The sequence below is a fragment of the Streptomyces sp. NBC_01546 genome, assembly GCF_045208355.1.
Classification (GTDB): Bacteria; Actinomycetota; Actinomycetes; order Streptomycetales; family Streptomycetaceae; genus Streptomyces.
The window spans coordinates 4,320,536-4,339,788 of the sequence record NZ_CP109379.1; the positions used below are offsets into that span (position 1 = coordinate 4,320,536).

Below are 19,253 nucleotides of genomic sequence, written 5' to 3' on the forward strand. Positions count from 1 at the left end.
AGTCGGCGGATGGGCTGGGCAGCCCATCCGCCGGCCCCGGTCGGGAGGAAGGTCTGTTCCTCACCGGTCGGCATCGTGCGGTGGGCTCGACGACTGGTGCCGTCCGGCTGACCGGGAGCTTTCGGCAGGGGCCGGCGGGATCCCCGAGGGGGACATGCAGGCCCCGCCTTCGTCCTCCCAGGTGGCTTCGCGGCGCCGGGCGTCACCGGCTCCGCGCCCGATGGCGGATTCGTTGGCCATCAGGACACCTGCGCCGAGGGCGCTGCCCGGGATCGCGGCGGCGGCCATCAGCCGGGCCGCGGCCGTGGGTTCGGTCTCGGGCGGGATCACCAGCAGGTCCCAGCGGCCGACGGTGTAGGAGAGCAGGATCAGCTGGTCGGGATCCTGTTCGGTGAACCAGCCCACGTGCAGGGTGCGCCCCGCCACCTGCACCGTGTGCGGGATGGCGGGCCAGCGGGTGGGGTTCACGGTGACGCGGGTGATGCGCCCCCAGGGCTCGTCCAGAGCGGCGGCGAGCGCCGGAAGCTCGGCTTCGAGGTCACGGGAGTAGGGCCACCAGGCCCCGTCGAGCCGCCCTGCGAGAGCGGTCTTCGGAGTGAGGGACAGGCGTGCCGGACGCATCGCTACGGCGAGGCTCTCGGCGCGGTCAAGGGTCGTGATCATGTCGCGGACCCGTCCCCGGGCCGTTCATGAACGGCCCGGCGCAGTGATCGCCGGAAACGACGTCCGCGTGGGAGGCGGGTGTGCGAAATACTCCCGGTGTCTTCACCGTACTCCGGTTCGCGGTCCAGGAACCCGCTTCTGACCAGCTATTTTCCGGCTTGCCCCGGAAGCCTCAGCGGCCGAGGTACCGCTCGACGGCTTCGGCGACGGCCTCGGGGGACTCCTCCGGTGCGTAGTGCCCGGTGTCCGGGAGCACCTCGAGCTGGGCGTTCGGGTACCACTGCATCCAGGTGGCCCGCATGGCCTCGGGCCCCAGCGCGGGGTCGTTCGCACCGGCGAGGAGGAGGACCGGGACCGGATTGCCCTTCACCCGCTCGTGGAAGTCGACGCGCGCCCAGGAGTCCAGGTACGTGCGGAAGGCCGTCGCCGAGGAGCCACCCACCGAGCGGCCCACCATCCCGTCCAGCCAGGCGTCGTCGTGCAGCCCGCCGCTGGTGTTGTCGAGGATGGCCCTGCGGTTGGCGGGACTCTTCGCGGCACCGGCGAACAGCTCCCAGGTCTCCCCTTCGAGCGGGAAGCCGGACGCGGGAACCGCCGAGATGCCGATGAGCGAGCGGATCCGCGAGGGGGCGTCCAGCAGCATCAGCTGGGCCGCCTTGGCGCCCATGGAGTGGCCGATGACCGAGAAGGACTCCCAGCCCAGATGGTCGGCGACGGCGAGGGCGTCCCCGGCGACCTCCTCCATCGTGAACGCGCCGTCGGTGTCGATCGCCTCCCCGTACCCGCGGCAGTCCAGGAACGCGTAACTGAACGCGTCCCCGTCCAGGTGCTCGCGCATCGGGTCGAAGCTCGACCGGTCGCCGAACCAGTTGTGCAGCAGGAGGGCTCGTTCGGAGCCGGTACCCAGTACGTCGTGCGGAATGACCTGTCCTGTCACAACATCCCCTGCTCATCAGGTGACCGGCGGTCACCGGCGGTCAAGTCTCGCGATCTCCGCAGGCCGACGGCAACGCGACACCCCGCGCAGCGCGGCGGATGGCGCCGGGGCCGGCTCGGCGGGCACGTAGAGTGAGGATTCATGTCTCTGGGTGAGGTGTGACGGCGCTGTCGCGGCACTGGGCGGATCGCCTTTCGTGAGGAGTGCCGATGAGCAGCCAGTGGGCTTTGGCGGTGGCCGGGGGCGTGGTGGCCGGCTACGGGGCGTTTTCGCGGCGGCTGTCGACGACCGTGATCTCCGGGCCCTTGCTGTTCATGGTGTCCGGCTTGGCGATCGGCGGCCCGCTGGGCTTCGACCTGATGAACCGGGCCAAGGATCCCGAAGTCACCCGGACCCTGTTGGAGGCGGCGCTGGTCCTTGTGCTGTTCACGGACGCGGCCTCGATCCGGGCCGGGGACCTGCGGCGGGAGGAGTTCCTGCCGCTACGGCTGCTCGCCGTGGGCATGCCGGTCACGATCGCGTTGGGGTGGCTCGTCGCGTGGCCCTTGCTGCCGGGGCTCGGCATGTGGGAGCTGGCACTGATCGGCATCATCCTGGCGCCGACGGATGCCGCGCTCGGGCAGCAGGCCGTCTCCAACAAGCGGGTTCCGGCGCTGGTCCGCGGCGGCCTGGGGGTCGAATCGGGCCTGAACGACGGCCTGGCGCTGCCGTTCTTCGTGCTGGCACTGGCGGCGGCGGGTGAGGGCCACGGGCATCCTGGCGTCCTCGAGACGTTCCTGCGTGCGCTGCTGCTGAGCGGTGCGGTCGGAGTCGCGGTCGGCTCGGCCGGGGCGGGCCTGCTCCGCCGGTCGGTGGCCCGGGGCTGGAGCAGCCCCGAATGGCGGCCGTTCCTGACGATCGCCGTCCCCGTCGTCACCTACGCGCTGTGCGTCGTGGCCGACGGCAGCGGCTTCATCGGTGCCTGGGTCGCCGGTGTGGCGTTCGGCATCCGGCTTCGCCCGGCACCGGGGGGCGACGGCGCCCGCGCGGACGGTCCGGATCCCGCGGAGAGCACGATCTTCGCCGAGCGCCTCGGTCTCCTCCTCGCCTCGCTGAGCTTCCTGGTCTTCGGCGCGGTGATTCTGGGACCTGCCCTTCAGCACCTCACGTGGCGGACGGCGGTCTACGCGCTGATGAGCCTGACCGTCATCCGGATGCTGCCGGTCGCCCTCTCGCTGATCGGCACGGGCCTGCGGCCGGCCTCCGTCGCCTACATCGGCTGGTTCGGCCCGCGGGGGCTCGCCTCCCTGGTGTTCGGGCTGATCGCCTTCGAGGAACACCTGCCCGGGACGACCCTGATGGGCGACGTCATCGCCCTGACCGTGGGTCTCAGCATCCTCCTGCACGGCGCCTCGGCCCCGTTCTTGGGAAATCGCTACGGCGACTGGTTCGCGAGCACGCTCCGCGCCGAACCGGCTCTGCGCGAGAACGCACTCGCGGCAGACGGCGCCGACGGTTCACCAACTGCCCGTGAATAACCCGAAGCTGACTGCTGATCACCGTCGATGGGGTGGCCGCACCCGATCAGATCGCTGTCCCTGGAGGTTGTGCGGTGTCCGAACTCGGCGGCCCGGGTCCCTCACCCGGCTCCGTACCCCCGCCCCCGGCCCACGCGCCTCGCCCCCCGCTTCCCCCGCTGCCGGCCCAGGCGCCGGGCCCCGGCCAGAACCGGGGCCCCGTGATCGGCGCGCTGATCACGGCCGCGGCCACCATCGCGGCCGCGGTCATCGCCGCCGTCGCGATGGGCGGCAACGACGACAAGCCCGCGGCGCAGCCGGGCCCCGCCGCCGTCACTTCCGCCCAGCCGCCGCCGCTTCGCCCACCCCCTCCCCGGTGGCCTCGAAGCCGGTCCAGTCCTGCCGTCCCAGAGCCCGGCTCCGAAGGCGCAAGCGGACCGCGGACACGCCGTTCACCACCACCGAGTGACCCGCCCCCGAACCGAGAGGGCCGGGTCGCTTGCGGCCGTTCAGTTCATCGGGATGATGTCGGGGGCGCCGAGCCGTACCGCGTCGGCGGTCCGGTCGTCCGGCTGCTGCTGGGCCTCGCGCTCGGCGGCCACGCGCTTGAGGTAGTGGTCGACCTCGCGGTCCTGGTGCGCCCGGTCCCATCCCAGGTGGGGCGCCATCAGCTGGGCCACGGTCGGCGCCGCGTCCACCCCGCGGTCCCAGGACTCGATGGAGATCCGGGTGCGCCGGGCGAGGACGTCCTCCAGGTGGCGGGCTCCCTCGTGGGTCACCGCGTACACGGCCTCGACCCTCAGGTAGTCGTCGGAGCTCGGCAGTGCCTCGCCGAGCGCGGGGTCGGCCGCCACCAGGGCGAGCAGTTCGGGCGCCAGGGAGCCGTAGCGGTTCAGGAGGTGCTCGATGCGGGCGACATGGAGCCCGGAGCGCTCGGCGAGCCGGTGCCGCGAGTTCCACAGCGCCGGATAGCCGTCGGCGCCCAGCAGCGGAACGCGGTGCGTGACGCAGTCGGGGACCTTCTCGTCCAGGGCGCGGACGGCCTCGTCGACCGCGTCCTTGGCCATCACCCGGTACGTGGTGTATTTGCCGCCCGCCACCACGACGAGTCCGGGCACCGGATGGGCGACCAGGTGCTCCCGGGACAGCTTGCTGGTCTCCGCCGCCTCGCCGGACAGCAGGGGGCGCAGGCCGGCGTAGACGCCCTCGACGTCCTCGGGGACCAGGGGGGTGGTCAGGACGCTGTTGACGTGTTCCAGCAGGTAGGTGACGTCCTTGGAGCTGAGGGCGGGGTGGGCCTTGTCGAGCGTCCAGTCCGTGTCGGTGGTCCCGATGATCCAGTGCCGGCCCCAGGGGATGACGAACAGCACGCTCTTCTCGGTGCGCAGGATCAGACCGGTGCGGGAGTTGATGCGGTCACGGGGGACGAGCAGGTGGACGCCCTTGGAGGCGCGGACGTGGAACTGGCCGCGGGTGCCGGCCATGGCCTGGGTGTCGTCCGTCCACACCCCGGTCGCGTTGATGACCTGCTTGGCCCGCACCTGCGTCTCGTCGCCGCTCTCCAGGTCCGTGACGACGGCGCCGACCACCCGCTCGCCCTGTCGCAGGAAGCGGCTGACGCGGGTGCGGTTGGCGGTCAGTGCCCCGTACGAGGCGGCCGTACGGGCGAGGAACAGGGTGTGCCGGGCGTCGTCGACCTGGGCGTCCCAGTACTGGATGGCGCCCACCAGGGCGTCGGAGCGCAGGGCGGGCGCCTCGCGCAGGGCCCGGTGCTTGCTCAGGTGGCGGTGGTGGGGCAGGCCGCCGGAGGTGCCGGAGGCCCGGGCCATCGCGTCGTACAGCAGCACGCCGCTGCCGACGTACGGGCGCTCCGTGACGCGGTGTTGCAGGGGGTAGAGGAACGGCACCGGACGTACCAGGTGGGGGGCAAGGTACCGGAGCAGGAGGCCCCGTTCCTTGAGTGCCTCGGCGACGAGGCGGAAGTCGAGCATCTCCAGGTAGCGCAGGCCGCCGTGGATGAGTTTGCTGGAGCGGCTGGACGTGCCCGAGGCCCAGTCGCGGGCTTCGACGAGCCCGACGCTCAGGCCCCGGGTGGCGGCGTCCAGGGCGGCCCCGCTGCCGACGACGCCGCCTCCGACGACGAGGACGTCGAGTTCGCCCTGTCCCATGCCGGCGAGGGCCTGTGCGCGGGCCCGGGGTGAGAGGGCCACCGGATCGACCATGGTCTCCTCCTCAGTGCTGCGGGCGCGCGCGGCCGATCCGGCCGGATCGGCCGGATCGGCCGGAACCTATTCGACCTTGGCCCAGTCGAGCGTGCGCTCCACCGCACGCTTCCAGCCCTCGTACCCTTCCGCGCGCCGTTCCTCCGACCACTCGGGCGCCCAGCGCTTGGACTCCTGCCAGTGGGTGCGCAGTTCGTCCGTGTCGCGCCAGAATCCGGTGGCGAGTCCGGCCGCATAGGCGGCGCCGAGCGCGGTGGTCTCGGCGACGACGGGACGGCTGACCGGTACGCCGAGGATGTCGGCCTGGGTCTGCATGCACAGGTCGTTGGCCGTGACTCCGCCGTCGACCTTGAGCACGTCGAGGTGGACGCCGGAGTCCTGTTCCATGGCTTCCACCACGTCGCGGCTCTGGTAGCAGATGGCCTCCAGGGTGGCCCGCGCCAGGTGTCCGTTGTCGTGGTAGCGGGCCAGACCGACGATCGCGCCGCGGGCGTCGGAGCGCCAGTACGGGGCGAACAGGCCGGAGAAGGCGGGCACGAAGTAGATGCCGCCGCTGTCCTCGACGGTGCGGGCCAGGCGTTCGCTCTCGGCGGCGTCACCGATGATCTTCAACTGGTCGCGCAGCCATTGCACGGCCGAGCCGGTGACCGCGATGGAGCCCTCGAGCGCGTACACCGCGGGGCTGTCGCCGAACTGGTACGCCACGGTGGTCAGGAGCCCGTGCTGCGAGCGGACCAGCTCCGTCCCGGTGTTGAGCACCAGGAAGTTGCCGGTTCCGTACGTGTTCTTCGCCTCGCCGGGCGCGTAGCAGACCTGCCCGACGGTGGCCGCCTGCTGGTCGCCGAGGACACCGGTGATGGGAATGGCCTCGCGCAGCGGCCGCGAGGTGCGGGTCTGTCCGTAGGCCTCCGGGTGGGAGGACGGGTTGATGGTGGGCAGCATGGCCCGGGGTACTCCGAAGAAGCCGAGCAGTTCGTCGTCCCAGTCGAGGGTCTCCAGGTCCATGAGCATGGTGCGGCTGGCGTTGGTGACGTCGGTGGCGTGGATGCCGCCGTCGGGTCCGCCGGTGAGGTTCCACAGCACCCAGCAGTCGGTGTTGCCGAAGAGGGCGTTGCCCTGCTCGGCGGCCTCCCGTACGCCGTCGACGTTCTCCAGGATCCATTGGATCTTGCCGCCGGAGAAGTAGGTGGCCGGTGGCAGCCCTGCTTTACGGCGGATCACGTCGCCCTGGCCGCCGCGCTCCAGTGCCGCGGCGATGGAGTCGGTACGGGTGTCCTGCCAGACGATGGCGTTGTAGTACGGGCGGCCGGTGCGGGGGTCCCAGACGACGGTCGTCTCGCGCTGGTTGGTGATGCCGACGGCCGCCAGGTCGGAGGCGTCGAGGTTTCCGTGCCGGAGGGCGTTCTGGATCACCGAGTTGGTGCGTTCCCAGATCTCCACCGGGTCGTGTTCGACCCACCCCGAGCGCGGGAGGATCTGGGAGTGCTCCAGCTGGTGCCGCGCCACCTCGCTGCCGGCGTGGTCGAAGATCATGAAACGGGTGCTCGTGGTCCCCTGGTCCACTGCGCCGACGAAGTCAGCCATGGGGTGCCTCCTCCTCTTGGGGATGCCGTGTGTGGGGCTGTCCGTCCGGGACGGGATGGACGGTACGAACGGACGTGCCGTGCCGTGTTCCGCCCGCCCCGGATCCGGTCAGCTCTCGTCCGGTGCCGGTACGCGTCCGGGAGGCTCCGGTTCGGCGGTCGGCAGGAACCGGCCGATGAGGAGCTTGTAGATACCCGCACCCAGCACACCGCCGATGAACGGGCCGATGATCGGCACCCAGAAGTAGAGGTTCCCGTACTGATCTCTCCATGCCCCTCCGTACCCGGTGAGGAAGCTGGCCAGCCGGGGGCCGAGGTCACGGGCCGGGTTGATCGCGTACCCGGCGTTGGTGCCCCACGCCATGCCGATGGCCACGACGATCAGGCCGACGATGAACGGGGCCAGGTTGGCGCCCGGGGGCGTGCCCAGCAGGTCCGTGACCGCGAAGATCAGCATCAGCAGGATCGCGGTGCCGATGATCTGGTCGCGCAGTGCGCCCCACTCGGTCACCGGCAGGTTGGTGTTTCCGTTGGCCGGGAGCGTGGAGAAGACGCCCTGCGTCTTGATGGTGTGTCCGGGGTCGGCCTTGGCCAGCGCCTCGGTGTAGTTCCAGCGGACGATCAGGGCCGCCACGAAGGCTCCGGCCAGCTGGGCCAGCGCGTAGGGGGCGACCATCTTCCACGGGAAGCCCTTGAAGGCCGCGAGGGCGAGGGTCACCGCGGGATTGAGGTGGGCGCCGCTCAGCCTTGCCGCGACGTAGACGCCCAGGGTCACGCCGAGACCCCAGGCCCAGGCGATGCTGTCGTGGTTTCCGAGGCCGCCCGCGGGGTCCGTCAGGGCTCCGCCGGCGACCACCTGGGCCACGACACCACAGCCGAAGAGGATGAGGATCATGGTGCCGGCGAATTCGGCAGAGAGTTCGCCGATCAGCCCATGCGCTTTGAGGCGCTCCTTCATGGGTGCCCGCTTCCCGCCGGTCCGAAGACCGGCATTCGACTGCCCCGAGCCCCCCGGTTCAGCGTAAGACGGGTCGCCCGTACCGGAAAGGCGAGGACGGTCCGGTCCCCCGGAGGCCGGTCCCCACTTCGGATTCCCCGGTCCTTCCCCGAGGCGGTCGCCCGAGCTCTCGCGGATGTCCGCGGCGTGGCAGCACACTGTTCGTATGGATCGCCGGCTCCGACCGGGAGGCACACGATGAAGATGTTGATCAACAGTCCGCAGACCGTGGTCGCCGACGCCCTGCGAGGGCTGGCCGCGGCCCACCCGGAACTGGACGTGGACGCCGACGCCCGGGTCGTCGTACGGCGGGACGCGAGTCAGGGCGGGCGGGTCGGTCTCGTCTCCGGTGGCGGCTCCGGACACGAGCCCTTGCACGCCGGCTTCGTCGGACCCGGAATGCTGTCCGCCGCCTGTCCGGGCGAGGTGTTCACTTCCCCCGTGCCCGACCAGATGCTGCGGGCGGCCAAAACCGTGGACTCCGGCCAGGGGGTGCTGTTCGTCGTCAAGAACTACACCGGGGACGTACTGAACTTCGACATGGCCGCCGAACTCGCCGAGGAGGACGGAATCCGGGTCGAGCGGGTGCTGGTCAACGACGACGTCGCCGTGACCGACAGCCTCTACACGGCCGGGCGTCGCGGCACGGGGGCCACGCTCTTCGTCGAGAAGATCGCCGGGGCGGCGGCGGAGGAGGGCGCGCCGCTGGAGCAGGTCGCCGCGGTCGCCCGGCGGGTCAACGAGGCCTCGGGCAGCTTCGGCGTGGCGCTGAGCGCCTGCACCACCCCCGCCAAGGGCAGCCCCACCTTCGACCTGCCGGACGGCGAGCTGGAGCTGGGCATCGGGATCCACGGAGAGCCGGGCCGGGAGCGGCGCGCGATGATGCCGGCGCGGGAGATCGCCGAGGTCGCGGTGGGTTCCGTACTGGACGACATGGCGAATGCGGCCCCTGTCGACGGGCCGGTACTGGCCCTGGTGAACGGGATGGGCGCGACGCCGCTGCTGGAGCTGTACGGCTTCCACGCGGAGGTGGCCCGGGTGCTGGCGGATCGGGGTGTCCCGGTGGCCCGGACCCTCGTGGGGAACTACGTCACCTCGCTGGACATGGCGGGGTGCTCGGTGACGCTGTGCCGGGCCGACGAGGAAATGCTGCGGCTGTGGGACGCGCCGGTGCAGACGGCAGCGCTGCGCTGGGGCCGCTGACGCCCTAGGCGGCCCCCCTCTCCCGGGCAGTCGGCGATTGCCTGAGGGCGAGGACGATGAGCAGGGCGAACGCGGCGAGGGCGGTGAGCGTGCGCAGGTTGTTGAAGAGTTCCCAGCGCCGCAGGATCTCCGCGTGATCGACCGGTGCCGAGGTGAGTGCCCACTCCTTGATCCGGCCGTTGATCGGCACGTTGCCGAGCCGGGTTATCAGGAAGGACGCGAGGGTCAGCAGGCCTGCCGTACCCGCGATCAGCCGGGCGCGGCCGCGTGTCAGGGCCGCGAGAGTGAGGGAGCTCAGCGTCGACACGGCCATCGCCGCCTGCATGGTGATGCCGTTCATCTTCATCAGCTCGGCGTGGAACGACAGCCGCATGTCGAGCGGTACGGCATTGAAGGTGGGGACCAGGTTGGCCGCGCCGTAGCCGAATGCGCCGGCGAGGAGGCCGGTGGCGAGCAGGGCGAGTCCCTGGAGAAGTCGGATGCGCGTGTTCGCCGGCTCCATGAAGATCAGATCTCTCCGCTCTCGGTCCACGCGCGGAGTTTCTCCGGGTTGCGGACGGCCCAGATACGGGTGATGCGGCCGTCGGTGACGTCGAGGGCGGCGACGGTCACGGGGATGCCGGAGAGGTGGGCCACCAGTCCGGGGCGGCCGTTGACCGTCCGTTCCAGGAGCGTCAGTCCAGGGGCCTTGTCGGCGATGTGGATCAGGTACTCGGCGATGCTCTTGCCGCCTTCGACGGGGCGCAGCACGGTGCCGACCAGGCCGCCGCCGTCGGCGGTCATCGTGGCGTCGGGGTCGAGGAGGGCGACGAGGGCCTCGATGTCCTTGGATTCCCAAGCCTCTTTGAAGTCCCGTACCAGGACGGCCTGGCCGACTGCGGGGGTCGCCGGGGTCCGTGCGGCGCGGACGCGCCGGCGGCCGGAGGACGCCAGCTGCCGGCAGGCCGCGGGTGTGCGGCCGACGATTTCGGCGACTTCGGCGAAGGGGTAGCGGAAGACGTCGTGGAGGATGAACGCGACGCGCTCGGCCGGTGTCATGGATTCGAGTACGACGAGGAAGGCCATGTGCACCGACTCGTCGAGGGTGATCCGGTCGGCGGGGTCGGCCGGTTCGGTCCCGCCGTCGTCCGCTCGCCCGCTGATCCACTCCCTGCGGTCGGGCAGCGGCTCGGGTATCCATGCGCCGACGTAGCGTTCGCGGCGGGCCCGTGCCGAGCCGAGCACGTCGAGGCAGATACGGCTGGCGACCGTCGTGAGCCAGGCACCGGGCGAGGCGATGGCCGCCTGTTGCTGCCGTGACATGGCGTACCAGCGGGTGTAGGTCTCCTGCACGGCGTCCTCGGCCTCGGCCAGCGAACCCAGCAGCCGGTAGGCGAGGTTGATCAGCTGGCGCCGCTCGCCGACGATCGCGCTCAGGTCGGGCTCGGACGGTTCGTGCCCTGACTCGGATGGGGTGCTCATGTCGCGACTGCTCCCTGGTTCATCTCGTCTGTTTCCGCTCTCGGCACTTCGACCGGCACTTCGCTCGGCACTTCGACGAAACACCGCACCGGATTGTGAGGCCGACGCCTCACCTCACATTTCGCGGGCCTGCGTCGTCGGACCACCGAGACGCTATCGACCCACCGCCGCGAGGCAGAAGAAGGGACCACATCATGGCCGTACAGACGACGACAGCACCGGGCAGATCCACGTTTCTGCAGGTCGCGATCGGCTTGCAGACCTTGACCCTGTTCTTCCAGGCGGTCACCGCCGGACTGTTGCTGTCCACGTCCTACGGTGAGGTGCTGCACGGCGTGGGAGCGCGCGTGATGTACGGCGCGTCGATGCTGTACGTGCTCGCCGCGATCCTGGCGTGGCGGCCGGGCGGCGGCTCGCCGCGCCCCATCCTGTACGCGTCCGGCTTCCTCGCGCTCGCCTCCGTGCAGGTGGTCCTCGGCATCGCGCACATGCCGACGCTCCATGTCCCCCTGGGCGTCCTGATGTTCGGCCTGAGCGTGCTGGCGCTGGGCCAGGCGCTGTCCCGCGCTCTCGGCGTCAGCCCACTGCGACGTACCGTGTGACGCGCCGGCGGCCCTTCCCCCTCCCCCCCCCGCACCCGGAACGCATTCCCTTGCCAGGACGCGGACCGGGCCCGGATACGATCTCAACTTCGTGATCATCGAGGGGGAATTGATGGCGACCGCCGACCATGCCGTGCTGAGTCCGCTGGGGCCGAACGATCCACAGGAGATCGCCGGTTACCGGCTGCTCGCGCGGATCGGCGAAGGCGGAATGGGATCGGTCTACCTGTCCCGAACCCGAGGCAACCAGCCGGTCGCACTGAAGGTCATCCGGCGCGAGTTCGCCCAGGAGCAGGACTTCCGTGCCCGCTTCGAGCATGAGGTCCAGGCAGCGCGCCGGGTGCAGGGCTACCACATCGTGCCGGTCGTGGACCACGACACCAGCGGTGAACAGCCCTGGCTCGCCAGCACCTACGTACCGGGCCTGGCGCTGGACGACGCGCTCGCCGCCCATGGGCCGCTCCCGATGCCCGCCGTGTTCCAGCTGATCGGCTGCACCGCGCAGGCTCTGCATTCCGTACACGCCGTCTCGGTGATACACCGCGACCTGAAACCCAGCAACATCCTGCTGAGTTCGAACGGCCCCTGGGTGATCGACTTCGGTATTGCGCGCGCCACCGACGCCACCCAGCTCACGCGCAGCGGTGGGTTCATCGGGACACCGCAGTACATGTCGCCCGAGCATGCGCTGGGCCGCCAGGTCACCCCGGCGACCGACATCTTCGCGCTGGGACTGATCGCCGCGGTCGTGGCCACCGGTCGCCACCCGTACGGCGACGGCTCGGGAATCTCGATCGCCGCCTCGATCGCCAACACTCCGCAGCAGGCGCCGGATCTGAGCGGCTACCCGGATCCGCTACGGCCGTTGCTGGAGCGCTGCCTGGCGGCCGATGCTTCCCAGCGGCCCGGGCCTGCCGAGCTGGCCGAGTGGTGCCAGCGGGCGGCGGGCCGGCCACTGCGTGACTTCAAGGACTGGCTGCCCGCCGGGCTCACGGCGGAGATCGCGCGGCGGGAGCAGCTGTCGCAGACGCCGCCGCAGCCTCAGACCCCGCCGCAGGCGCCCCCGCAGACCCCGCCGCAGCCCTCGTACAACCCGACCTACGTACCGACGCAGGCGTCCGGGCCGGGTCAGCCGATGCAGGGGACAGCGGTCCCCCAGGCGGCGATATACGGCGCCGCCACTGCCACAGCGTCCGTTCCCACCCCCGTCCCCGTTCCCGTCCCCGTTCCCCCGAACCGTGGCCGCAGCCGGATGCCCCTGGTCGTCGGCGCGGGGATCCTGGCCGTCGTCCTGGCCGCGGGCGGCACCTGGTACGTCACGCGCGCAGACGACAAGAGCGGGAATGGGAGCAAGGGCGGGGACAAGGCGGCGGACCAGCCGAAGCCCTCTTCGTCCGAGCCGCAGACCCAGCCCCCGGCGTCCGGGCAGCCTCAGACTCCTGCCGCCCCCGGTTACACGGTGGTGTTCAACGACAAGTCGTTGAAGCTCCTGGCTCCCAGGGAATTCGGCAAGTACAACGACGTGGACCTCGACTTCCCGAAGGTGGCGCCGTTCGGAGAGATCGCGAGCAGCAACCGGGAGCTGCAGATGGGATTCGACGCCGTCGAGAGCCGAACGACGTTCGGCAAGAGCAAGGGCCCCACCCCGGAGCAGTGCGCGACCGGAGCCGCCACGAACCCGATTCCCGACAAGCTGAACAGTGCTGCCCTGACCGGAGCGGACAGCACCATCGTTCAGGGCGATCTGCTCTGCACGGTTACGTCGAAGGGCAATCTGGCGATGGTGAAGATCGTCGGCATCGAGCCCTCGACCAGCAAGCAGTACGACATCCCGACCTACCTCACCGAAGTGACGCTCTGGAAGCGGCAGTCGTAGCGGCGGGGTCAGGCCGCTGCCTCCGCCTGTGCGCGGCTCCGGGTCTCCTGCCGTACGACACGGCGGCGCCGCGACGGCATGCCCAGGGTCGGGTTGGCGACGCCCCAGGCCGCGCCCTTGCAGATGAGTTCCTTGAAGCGGGCGGCCACGCGGCCCGTCAGGGCGCTGTCGACCGCTCGGTCGTCGGCGGTGACGGACTGGATCAGCCCGTCCTTGCGGCCGAGGGAGATGCACTGCTTGGAGTAGTGGATGGAGACGTGGGGGACCTTGGTGTCGGTGAGGCGGGCGGCGACGGCGTCGGCGGCCTGCCAGGCCATGGGGACACCCGAGGCGCAGGACATGCGCAGCGGCTTGTCGCCCGGGCCCATCGCCATCGCCGCGTCGCCCACGGCGTACACGTCCGGGTGGGACACCGAGCGCATCGTGCTGTCGACCACGATCTGGCCGCGGTCGGTGACCTCCAGGGCGGTGGCCCGGGCGATCGGGTGGACGGCGAAGCCGGTGGTCCAGACCGTGACGTCGGCGGGGATGGTCCGGCCGCCGGCGGTCGTCACGCCGTCCGCCTCCACGGCGTTGACCGCGGTGTGTTCGTGGACCGTGATGCCGAGCTTGTCCACCACCTTCCGCAGGTGGGCGCGGCCCTTCTCCGAGAGCCAGTCGCCGAGGGCGCCGTGGGCGGCCAGGGCGACGTCGAGGTCCGGGCGGGCCTCGGCGATCTCGGTCACGGCCTCCAGGCCCGTCAGGCCGCCGCCGACCACGACCACGGGCCGGCCGGCGTCCAGGGCGGCCAGGCGATCGCGGAGGCGGCGGGCGCCGGGGCGGCTGGAGACCTCGTGGGCGTGTTCGGCGGTGCCGGGGACGCCCCCGTCGTTCCAGCCGCTGCCGAGGGCGTAGACCAGAGTGTCGTACTCCAGCTCCTCCAGTTGCTCCAGTTCCTCCCGCTCGGGGCCGTTCGCGGCGGCGACCGTGACCGTCTTGCGGTCCACGTCCACGCCGGTGACCTCTCCGAGCTTCAGCTCCACACCCGTGTCGGCGAACATCTCGCCGAACGGGCGGGGCTTGAGGTCCTGGCCGGCCGCGAGCTGGTGCAGCCGGACGCGCTCGACGAAGTCGGGCTCGGGGTTGACGAGGGTGATGGCGACGTCCTGGCGGTGCAGCCGCTTGGCGAGGCGGCCGGCGGCGAGGGCACCGGTGTAGCCGGCTCCGAGGATGACGATGCGGTGCTGCATGTCCGTGCTCCTGTCTGGGCGGGGGCCGCCGTTGTCCGGCGTGGTTTCGCCTCTTGAACCGGACAGCCCCCCGTTCCCTGACAGGATTCGAATGTGACCTGCGTCACACCTCCTCAGAGGGTGAGGAGCGGGCCCTCCCCGTGGTCCGCGGCGGCCCACAGCTCGGTCGCGCGGACGAGTTTGTCGGGGTTGGCCTGGCTGCGGATCGCGACGATGCCCTCCGCGGCGACCTCCAGGCAGATGATCCCGACGACCCGGCCGTCCACGACCGCCACGATGGCGGGCTCGCCGTTCGCGGTCGTGGCGTAGATGTCGGGCGCGCCGCCGACATGGGCCCGCTTGGCCGCGCCGGGCTTGAACAGGCCGCGCATGAACGTGGCGACTGCGAGCGCGCCCTCGAACGCCTTCGTACGCGCCGGAACCTTCCCGCCGCCGTCGCCGACCGCGACGGCGTCCTGGGTGAGCAGGCGCACGAGGGGTTCGGTACGGCCGGTGGTCGCCGCTGCCAGGAACTCCTCGACGATCCTGCGGGCGGCGGCCGCGTCGATCTCGGTGCGCGCCTTGCCGTCCGCGATGTGCTTCTTGGCCCGGTGGTAGATCTGCTGGCTGGCGGCCTCGGTGATGTCCAGGATCTCGGCGATCTCCCGGTGCGGGTGCTCGAAGGCCTCGCGCAGCACGTACACCGCCCGCTCGCCCGGCGACAGGCGCTCCAGCAGGACGAGGACGGCGTACGACACGGACTCGCGCTGCTCGGCGGTGTCGGCCGGGCCGAGCATCGGGTCCCCGGCGAGCAGCGGCTCGGGGAGCCATCTCCCCACGTACGTCTCGCGCCGGGCACGTGCCGAAGTGAGCATGTTGAGGCACCAGTTGGTGAGGACCTTCGTCAGCCAGGCCTCAGGCACCTCGATCCGCCCGACGTCGGCCGCCTGCCAGCGCAGGAACGTCTCCTGCACGGCATCCTCCGCCTCACTCGCCGAGCCGAGCAGCCGGTAGGCAATGGCCTCCAGCCGGGGCCTGGCACTCTCGAACCGGTCCACGTCACTCATGATCAAGGCCATACTCGCGATCCTAGGCGCCCCGGGATTGGAACGGCAGGCGAGACAGCACTCCCCGGTGCGCGGCCAGTTGTACGCGACGAAGACGCCTGACGAGGCCTGGCAACGACGAAGCCCCAGGCCGCTGACCTGGGGCTTCTTGTCTGAGCGGATGACGGGAATCGAACCCGCGCCATAAGCTTGGGAATCACTCGGCACTTGGGCGCGCGTATGCCCTCTGACCTGCGGAAACGTTCGCCGACGACCCCGCGCAGCGGGGGCCCGCGCCCCTGCGTCGTTGTGCGCCTCCGTCACGGGAGTCGCTGCGCCGCACTTTGGCCGCGGTGTCAGTCAACGGGCCGTAGCGCGCGCTCGGAGCGCAGCGCTGCCCAGGCGGCCACGGCGGCCAGGGCCGCGACCCCGGCGAGGGCGAGGCCGCCGGTCAGGGGTGCGGGATCGGACGGGGCCTGATTCCAGAGGTAGAGCTGGTATTGGGCCTCGGCGGGCAGGTTCAGCAGATCGGCGATCCAGCGGTGCGGCAGGAACGGCGCCGCCGGAAGCAGCACGAGTGGCGCCGTCACCAGCAGGGGACCGATGCCGAGCGCGAGGGTCCCGATGACGCTGCGCAGCAGGGCCGCCGCGAGGGCGGCCAGGGAGATGAAGAGGAGTTGGACGAGGAGGGCGGCGGCGATCGCGCCTGCGGCCTGGCCCCAGGTCGCGAACTCGACGGGCAGGGGAGGTGACGTGTGGACGGCCCCGTCGGCGAACGCGGGGGGCACTGCGCGGGGCCGCACCGGCCACAGCCGGGCGTATGCCGAGGTGCTCAGCCACAGCAGCACGCCGGTGACGATCTGGCTGGCGAGTGACAGGGCGAGTGCGGCGCCGACCTTGCGGGCCCACAGCACCCCGACCCGGTTCTCGAACAGGCGCAGGGCGCTCCAGGTGCCGCCTTCCAGGGTCTGGCCGAGCCCCGTGGCGACGACCACTGCCGTGAGGACGAGACCCAGCAGGGTCGCGAACTGCCATGCCGCCGCTCGCAGCGCCGACGGGAGCGAGGTGAGCGCCGACACCGAGGGGTCGAGCACCCCGTACGGGGCTCCCGCCATCCAGAGCCGGCCGACAAGGGCCAGGGCCAGCAGCATCACAGCCGCGGTCGCTCCCCATACGGGAGCGGTCCACAGGGCTCGCAGCTCGCCGGCCCAGGCGGTCCCCTCCCCGCGCGCCGGCCGCCGCCGGGTACCGGCCATCAGGCGCGGTCCCGGGTCCGGTTGAGGCGGTCCAGTCCGAGCCAGAGCAGACCGATGAGGGCCAGGGTCGGCAGGACGCGGAGCAGGACGGGGGCCGTGGAGGGGTCGGTGGAGATCCAGAAGTGGTCCCAGACCCCGTCCACCGCACCGAAGCCGACGAGGTCGGCCAGCGCGCCGCCGGGGAGCCAGGCGCCGAGCCCCGGGGCGGCGGAGGTGCGGACCACCAGGACGAGCAGCAGCATCCCGGCGAGGAAGGTGCGCATCGGCTGGCGCAGCAGTGCGCCGAGGGCGACCGCGACGGCTGCGGCCCCGGCCAGCACGGCTGCCCCGGCCAGTACGCCGAGTGCGGTGTCGGCGAGGACGGTGCCGAGGGCGCCGGGCGAAGGCAGCGTGTAGGCGTTGCGGCCGTAGAGCAGGCCGAACGCGGCTGTAACGGCGGCCGACACGCACAGCAGCACCAAACTCCACGCCCAGACGGCCAGGGCCTTGGCGGCGAGCAGCCTGCTGAGGCGGGACTCGTAGAGGAGGAGCGGCACGATGCTGCCCCGGCTCCACTCGCCGGCGACGGAGAAGGCCGCCAGCATGACGAGGAGCGCGAGCCCGGGAACGGACGTCAGCAGCCGTACGGTCCACAGCAGCGAGCCCACCGGGTGCTGGGCGTGCGCGGCACGGACTCCTTCAGCGGTGAACCTGTCCTGGATCCGCTCCAGCCCGACGGCCTGCAGGGGCACTTCGGCGAGGCACTTGGCCTTCTGCTCCGGGGTGTTCTGCTTGGAATCACACGATCGGGGGAGGTAGTCGAGGTTGGCCTGCACCTGCGTGATGTTGTACGAGGCCATGTTCTGGCTCACCCAGGCGCAGTAGAGGGAGCCGAAGACGAACAGCGCGGCGAGGGTGAGGGCGAGCGGGTGCCGCAGCAGCCGCCGGGTCTCCGCCCGAACGAGGCGGTTCACTGGCGGCCGCCGTTCCCGACGAGCCCGAAGAACCAGTCCTCGAAGGCGGCCGGACCGCTTTCCGGGTCGTAGCCGAGCGCGTCGAGAGTGCCGGCGGCGACGACGCGGCCCTGGGCGAGCATGATCACGCGGTGGCAGATCCGCTGGATCTCGTCGAGCTGGTGGCTGGAGACGAGGACGGCGGCCCCGCGCGCGGCCTCCTCGGCCACGATCCGCCGCACCATGCGCAGTCCCTCGGGGTCGAGCCCGTTGGTGGGCTCGTCGAGGATCAGCAGATCGGGCTGCTTGAGCAGCGCCGCGGCGATGGCCAGCCGCTGCCGCATGCCCTGCGAGTACGTCCCGAGGCGGCGGTCGGCGGCGCCGGTCAGGCCGACGCGGTCGAGCGTACGGGCGATCCGTCCGCCGTCGGGAAGCCCGGCGGTGTCGAGCAGGGTGCGCAGCATGGCGCGTCCGGTGGACCACCGGTGGAAGGCGGGCGCGTCGAGCGCGGCTCCGAGCCGGTCGAGCTGCCGCGGCCGCATGGGCAGGGACTCCCCGAACAGCCGCACCTCACCGGAATCGGGGCTGGACAGCCCGGTGATCAGCCGCATCAGGGTGGTCTTGCCGGCGCCGTTGAGCCCGAGGAGGCCGACGATCTCGCCGGCCTCCAGGCTGAGATGAACCCCTTCCAGCACGGAGTGCTTCCGGAAGCTCTTGGTCACTTCGTGACAGGAAAGGACGCTCATCGTCTGAGATTACTTCCAGTTGTAGACGACGCGACCCGACGAGTGGATGAAGGCCGGAGCGTTTGCGATCTGCATGTAGTACTTGCCGGCGGGGGCGTTGCCGAACTCCTTCCAGAACGTGCCGTTGTCGCAAGACCAGTCACGCCAGGCCACCCACTTGTCGGGTGCCCAGTCGATGTCAATCTTGAAGTCGTAGCCGACCCGGCCCTGAGCGCCGTTGCTCGTGGCGCACCCGTCCTGCGTTGCCGACTGGCTGTTGCCCGGGGCCGTCCAGCGGCCGGTCTCCGCACCCACGCCCTCGTCGGTGAAGGAGAAGTTCTTGACCTGCGTGTACGCGGCGAAGGCGTTCGGCGCGAGTGCGCCAACGAGTCCTGCTGCGAGCGATGCCGTCACCACGGCCGACTTCATGCGAGTACGCATGGGGGTTCCCTCCCGATTGCTCCACCTTCCCCGGTGGAGTCTGTGCACTGCGTGCCGTCATCGACACCCAGCCGTAGATGATCTTCAGCATCTCTTTGATTTTGGTCAAATTGAGGCATGATCAAGCCAAATTTCGATCGTTGCGTTTGATAATCCGGTGGCCCGTTCGGGGTGCCTCGGCGGGTCGCCAAAGGTGAACTCGCCGTCGTGTCCGGGTAGTCGGCTGCTCGTGGGGTCGTGGACCCGCGGCAGTGCCGGCCGGCGCATGGCGCAGTCGGAGCGCAGGCGCCGGAGGATCTCGACGGCAGGTCGTTCAGCCACGGAGACCGTGCTCTATGGGAAGGCGACCGTGCGGGCGCGGGACCGGCTGCGCCGGGATGCTGACCTGCCGGGCGGCCCGGATCAGCCACGACGGACCACTGCCGGTTCTTGAGGGAACCGTCATTCGCCTGTTCCTGGACGAACTGCTCGCGTCGTCCGACTCACCGCTGCCGGGCTCGTCCTGCGCCGACCGCCAGCGCACCCCCAGTCATGATCGTTTGCGGGCGCAGCCCTGCACATGCAGCAAAGGCATCCTCCCCCGCAGGCCTGCCGCCCGAGATGGT

The 19,253-nt window shown here is 71.1% G+C and carries 17 protein-coding genes; 4 read left to right on the forward strand and 13 right to left on the reverse strand.

Annotated features, from left to right (window positions below; all coding sequences use genetic code 11):
* Positions 1-60: 60 nt before the first annotated feature.
* Positions 61-663 (reverse strand): DUF5994 family protein, encoded by a 603-nt coding sequence (locus OHA89_RS19780; RefSeq protein WP_266609034.1) that lies wholly within the window; start codon positions 661-663, stop codon positions 61-63.
* A 172-nt stretch (positions 664-835) separates the two neighbouring features.
* Entirely contained in the window at positions 836-1,600 is a 765-nt protein-coding gene (locus OHA89_RS19785; protein ID WP_257555510.1) for an alpha/beta fold hydrolase, read from the reverse strand.
* Between the two features lie 209 nt (positions 1,601-1,809).
* Between OHA89_RS19785 and OHA89_RS19790 the strand changes: the two genes are divergently transcribed.
* Positions 1,810-3,117, forward strand: a complete 1,308-nt coding sequence (locus OHA89_RS19790) for a sodium:proton antiporter (RefSeq protein WP_266609038.1) — start codon at positions 1,810-1,812, stop codon at positions 3,115-3,117.
* Between the two features lie 488 nt (positions 3,118-3,605).
* Here OHA89_RS19790 and OHA89_RS19795 read toward each other — a convergent pair whose 3' ends face one another.
* From OHA89_RS19795 to OHA89_RS19805, 3 genes are all read right to left on the reverse strand, one after another.
* A complete protein-coding gene (locus OHA89_RS19795) occupies positions 3,606-5,318 on the reverse strand; it encodes a glycerol-3-phosphate dehydrogenase/oxidase (protein ID WP_266609040.1) in 1,713 nt (570 codons plus the stop codon).
* A 66-nt stretch (positions 5,319-5,384) separates the two neighbouring features.
* The gene (gene glpK, locus OHA89_RS19800; RefSeq protein WP_257555514.1) at positions 5,385-6,902 is read right to left on the reverse strand and encodes a glycerol kinase GlpK; all 1,518 of its coding nucleotides are present in this window, start codon (positions 6,900-6,902) and stop codon (positions 5,385-5,387) included.
* Positions 6,903-7,010: 108 nt separating this feature from the next.
* The gene (locus tag OHA89_RS19805; RefSeq protein WP_266609042.1) at positions 7,011-7,859 is read right to left on the reverse strand and encodes an MIP/aquaporin family protein; all 849 of its coding nucleotides are present in this window, start codon (positions 7,857-7,859) and stop codon (positions 7,011-7,013) included.
* A 237-nt stretch (positions 7,860-8,096) separates the two neighbouring features.
* Here OHA89_RS19805 and dhaK point away from each other — a divergent pair, with 237 nt between their 5' ends.
* Positions 8,097-9,101: a dihydroxyacetone kinase subunit DhaK gene (dhaK, locus tag OHA89_RS19810; protein WP_406366742.1), complete on the forward strand. Its 1,005-nt coding sequence runs from the start codon at positions 8,097-8,099 to the stop codon at positions 9,099-9,101.
* A 4-nt stretch (positions 9,102-9,105) separates the two neighbouring features.
* Here the strand turns inward: dhaK and OHA89_RS19815 are convergent, their stop codons facing one another.
* Together OHA89_RS19815 and sigJ (OHA89_RS19820) are read right to left on the reverse strand one after the other, a co-directional pair.
* Positions 9,106-9,633, reverse strand: a complete 528-nt coding sequence (locus tag OHA89_RS19815; protein ID WP_406366743.1) for a DUF1772 domain-containing protein — start codon at positions 9,631-9,633, stop codon at positions 9,106-9,108.
* Positions 9,609-10,562 carry an RNA polymerase sigma factor SigJ gene (gene sigJ, locus OHA89_RS19820; RefSeq protein WP_266944000.1) on the reverse strand — a complete coding sequence of 318 codons (954 nt, stop codon included), beginning with the start codon at positions 10,560-10,562 and terminating at the stop codon, positions 9,609-9,611. The genes OHA89_RS19815 and sigJ (OHA89_RS19820) overlap by 25 nt, the downstream gene beginning before the upstream one ends.
* Before the next feature lie 194 nt (positions 10,563-10,756).
* Here sigJ (OHA89_RS19820) and OHA89_RS19825 point away from each other — a divergent pair, with 194 nt between their 5' ends.
* On the forward strand, positions 10,757-11,164 hold the full coding sequence (locus OHA89_RS19825) for a hypothetical protein (RefSeq protein WP_266609048.1): 408 nt from the start codon (positions 10,757-10,759) through the stop codon (positions 11,162-11,164).
* Between the two features lie 91 nt (positions 11,165-11,255).
* Complete coding sequence (locus OHA89_RS19830; RefSeq protein WP_406366745.1) at positions 11,256-13,040, forward strand: serine/threonine-protein kinase; 1,785 nt, start codon at positions 11,256-11,258, stop codon at positions 13,038-13,040.
* An 8-nt stretch (positions 13,041-13,048) separates the two neighbouring features.
* Here OHA89_RS19830 and OHA89_RS19835 read toward each other — a convergent pair whose 3' ends face one another.
* The 6 genes from OHA89_RS19835 to OHA89_RS19860 all read right to left on the reverse strand — a co-directional run bounded on the left by OHA89_RS19835 (position 13,049) and on the right by OHA89_RS19860 (position 18,648).
* Positions 13,049-14,269 carry an NAD(P)/FAD-dependent oxidoreductase gene (locus OHA89_RS19835; RefSeq protein ID WP_266609052.1) on the reverse strand — a complete coding sequence of 407 codons (1,221 nt, stop codon included), beginning with the start codon at positions 14,267-14,269 and terminating at the stop codon, positions 13,049-13,051.
* A 113-nt stretch (positions 14,270-14,382) separates the two neighbouring features.
* A complete protein-coding gene (sigJ, locus tag OHA89_RS19840) occupies positions 14,383-15,327 on the reverse strand; it encodes an RNA polymerase sigma factor SigJ (protein ID WP_257555522.1) in 945 nt (314 codons plus the stop codon).
* 323 nt (positions 15,328-15,650) lie between these two features.
* The gene (locus tag OHA89_RS19845) at positions 15,651-16,550 is read right to left on the reverse strand and encodes a hypothetical protein (RefSeq protein WP_257555523.1); all 900 of its coding nucleotides are present in this window, start codon (positions 16,548-16,550) and stop codon (positions 15,651-15,653) included.
* On the reverse strand, positions 16,550-17,503 hold the full coding sequence (locus tag OHA89_RS19850) for an ABC transporter permease subunit (protein ID WP_266609055.1): 954 nt from the start codon (positions 17,501-17,503) through the stop codon (positions 16,550-16,552). Before OHA89_RS19850 ends, OHA89_RS19845 begins: the two co-directional genes overlap by 1 nt.
* The gene (locus OHA89_RS19855; RefSeq protein ID WP_266609057.1) at positions 17,500-18,228 is read right to left on the reverse strand and encodes an ABC transporter ATP-binding protein; all 729 of its coding nucleotides are present in this window, start codon (positions 18,226-18,228) and stop codon (positions 17,500-17,502) included. Before OHA89_RS19855 ends, OHA89_RS19850 begins: the two co-directional genes overlap by 4 nt.
* A gap of 9 nt (positions 18,229-18,237) precedes the next feature.
* Positions 18,238-18,648, reverse strand: a complete 411-nt coding sequence (locus OHA89_RS19860) for a hypothetical protein (RefSeq protein ID WP_257555526.1) — start codon at positions 18,646-18,648, stop codon at positions 18,238-18,240.
* Positions 18,649-19,253 lie beyond the last annotated feature (605 nt).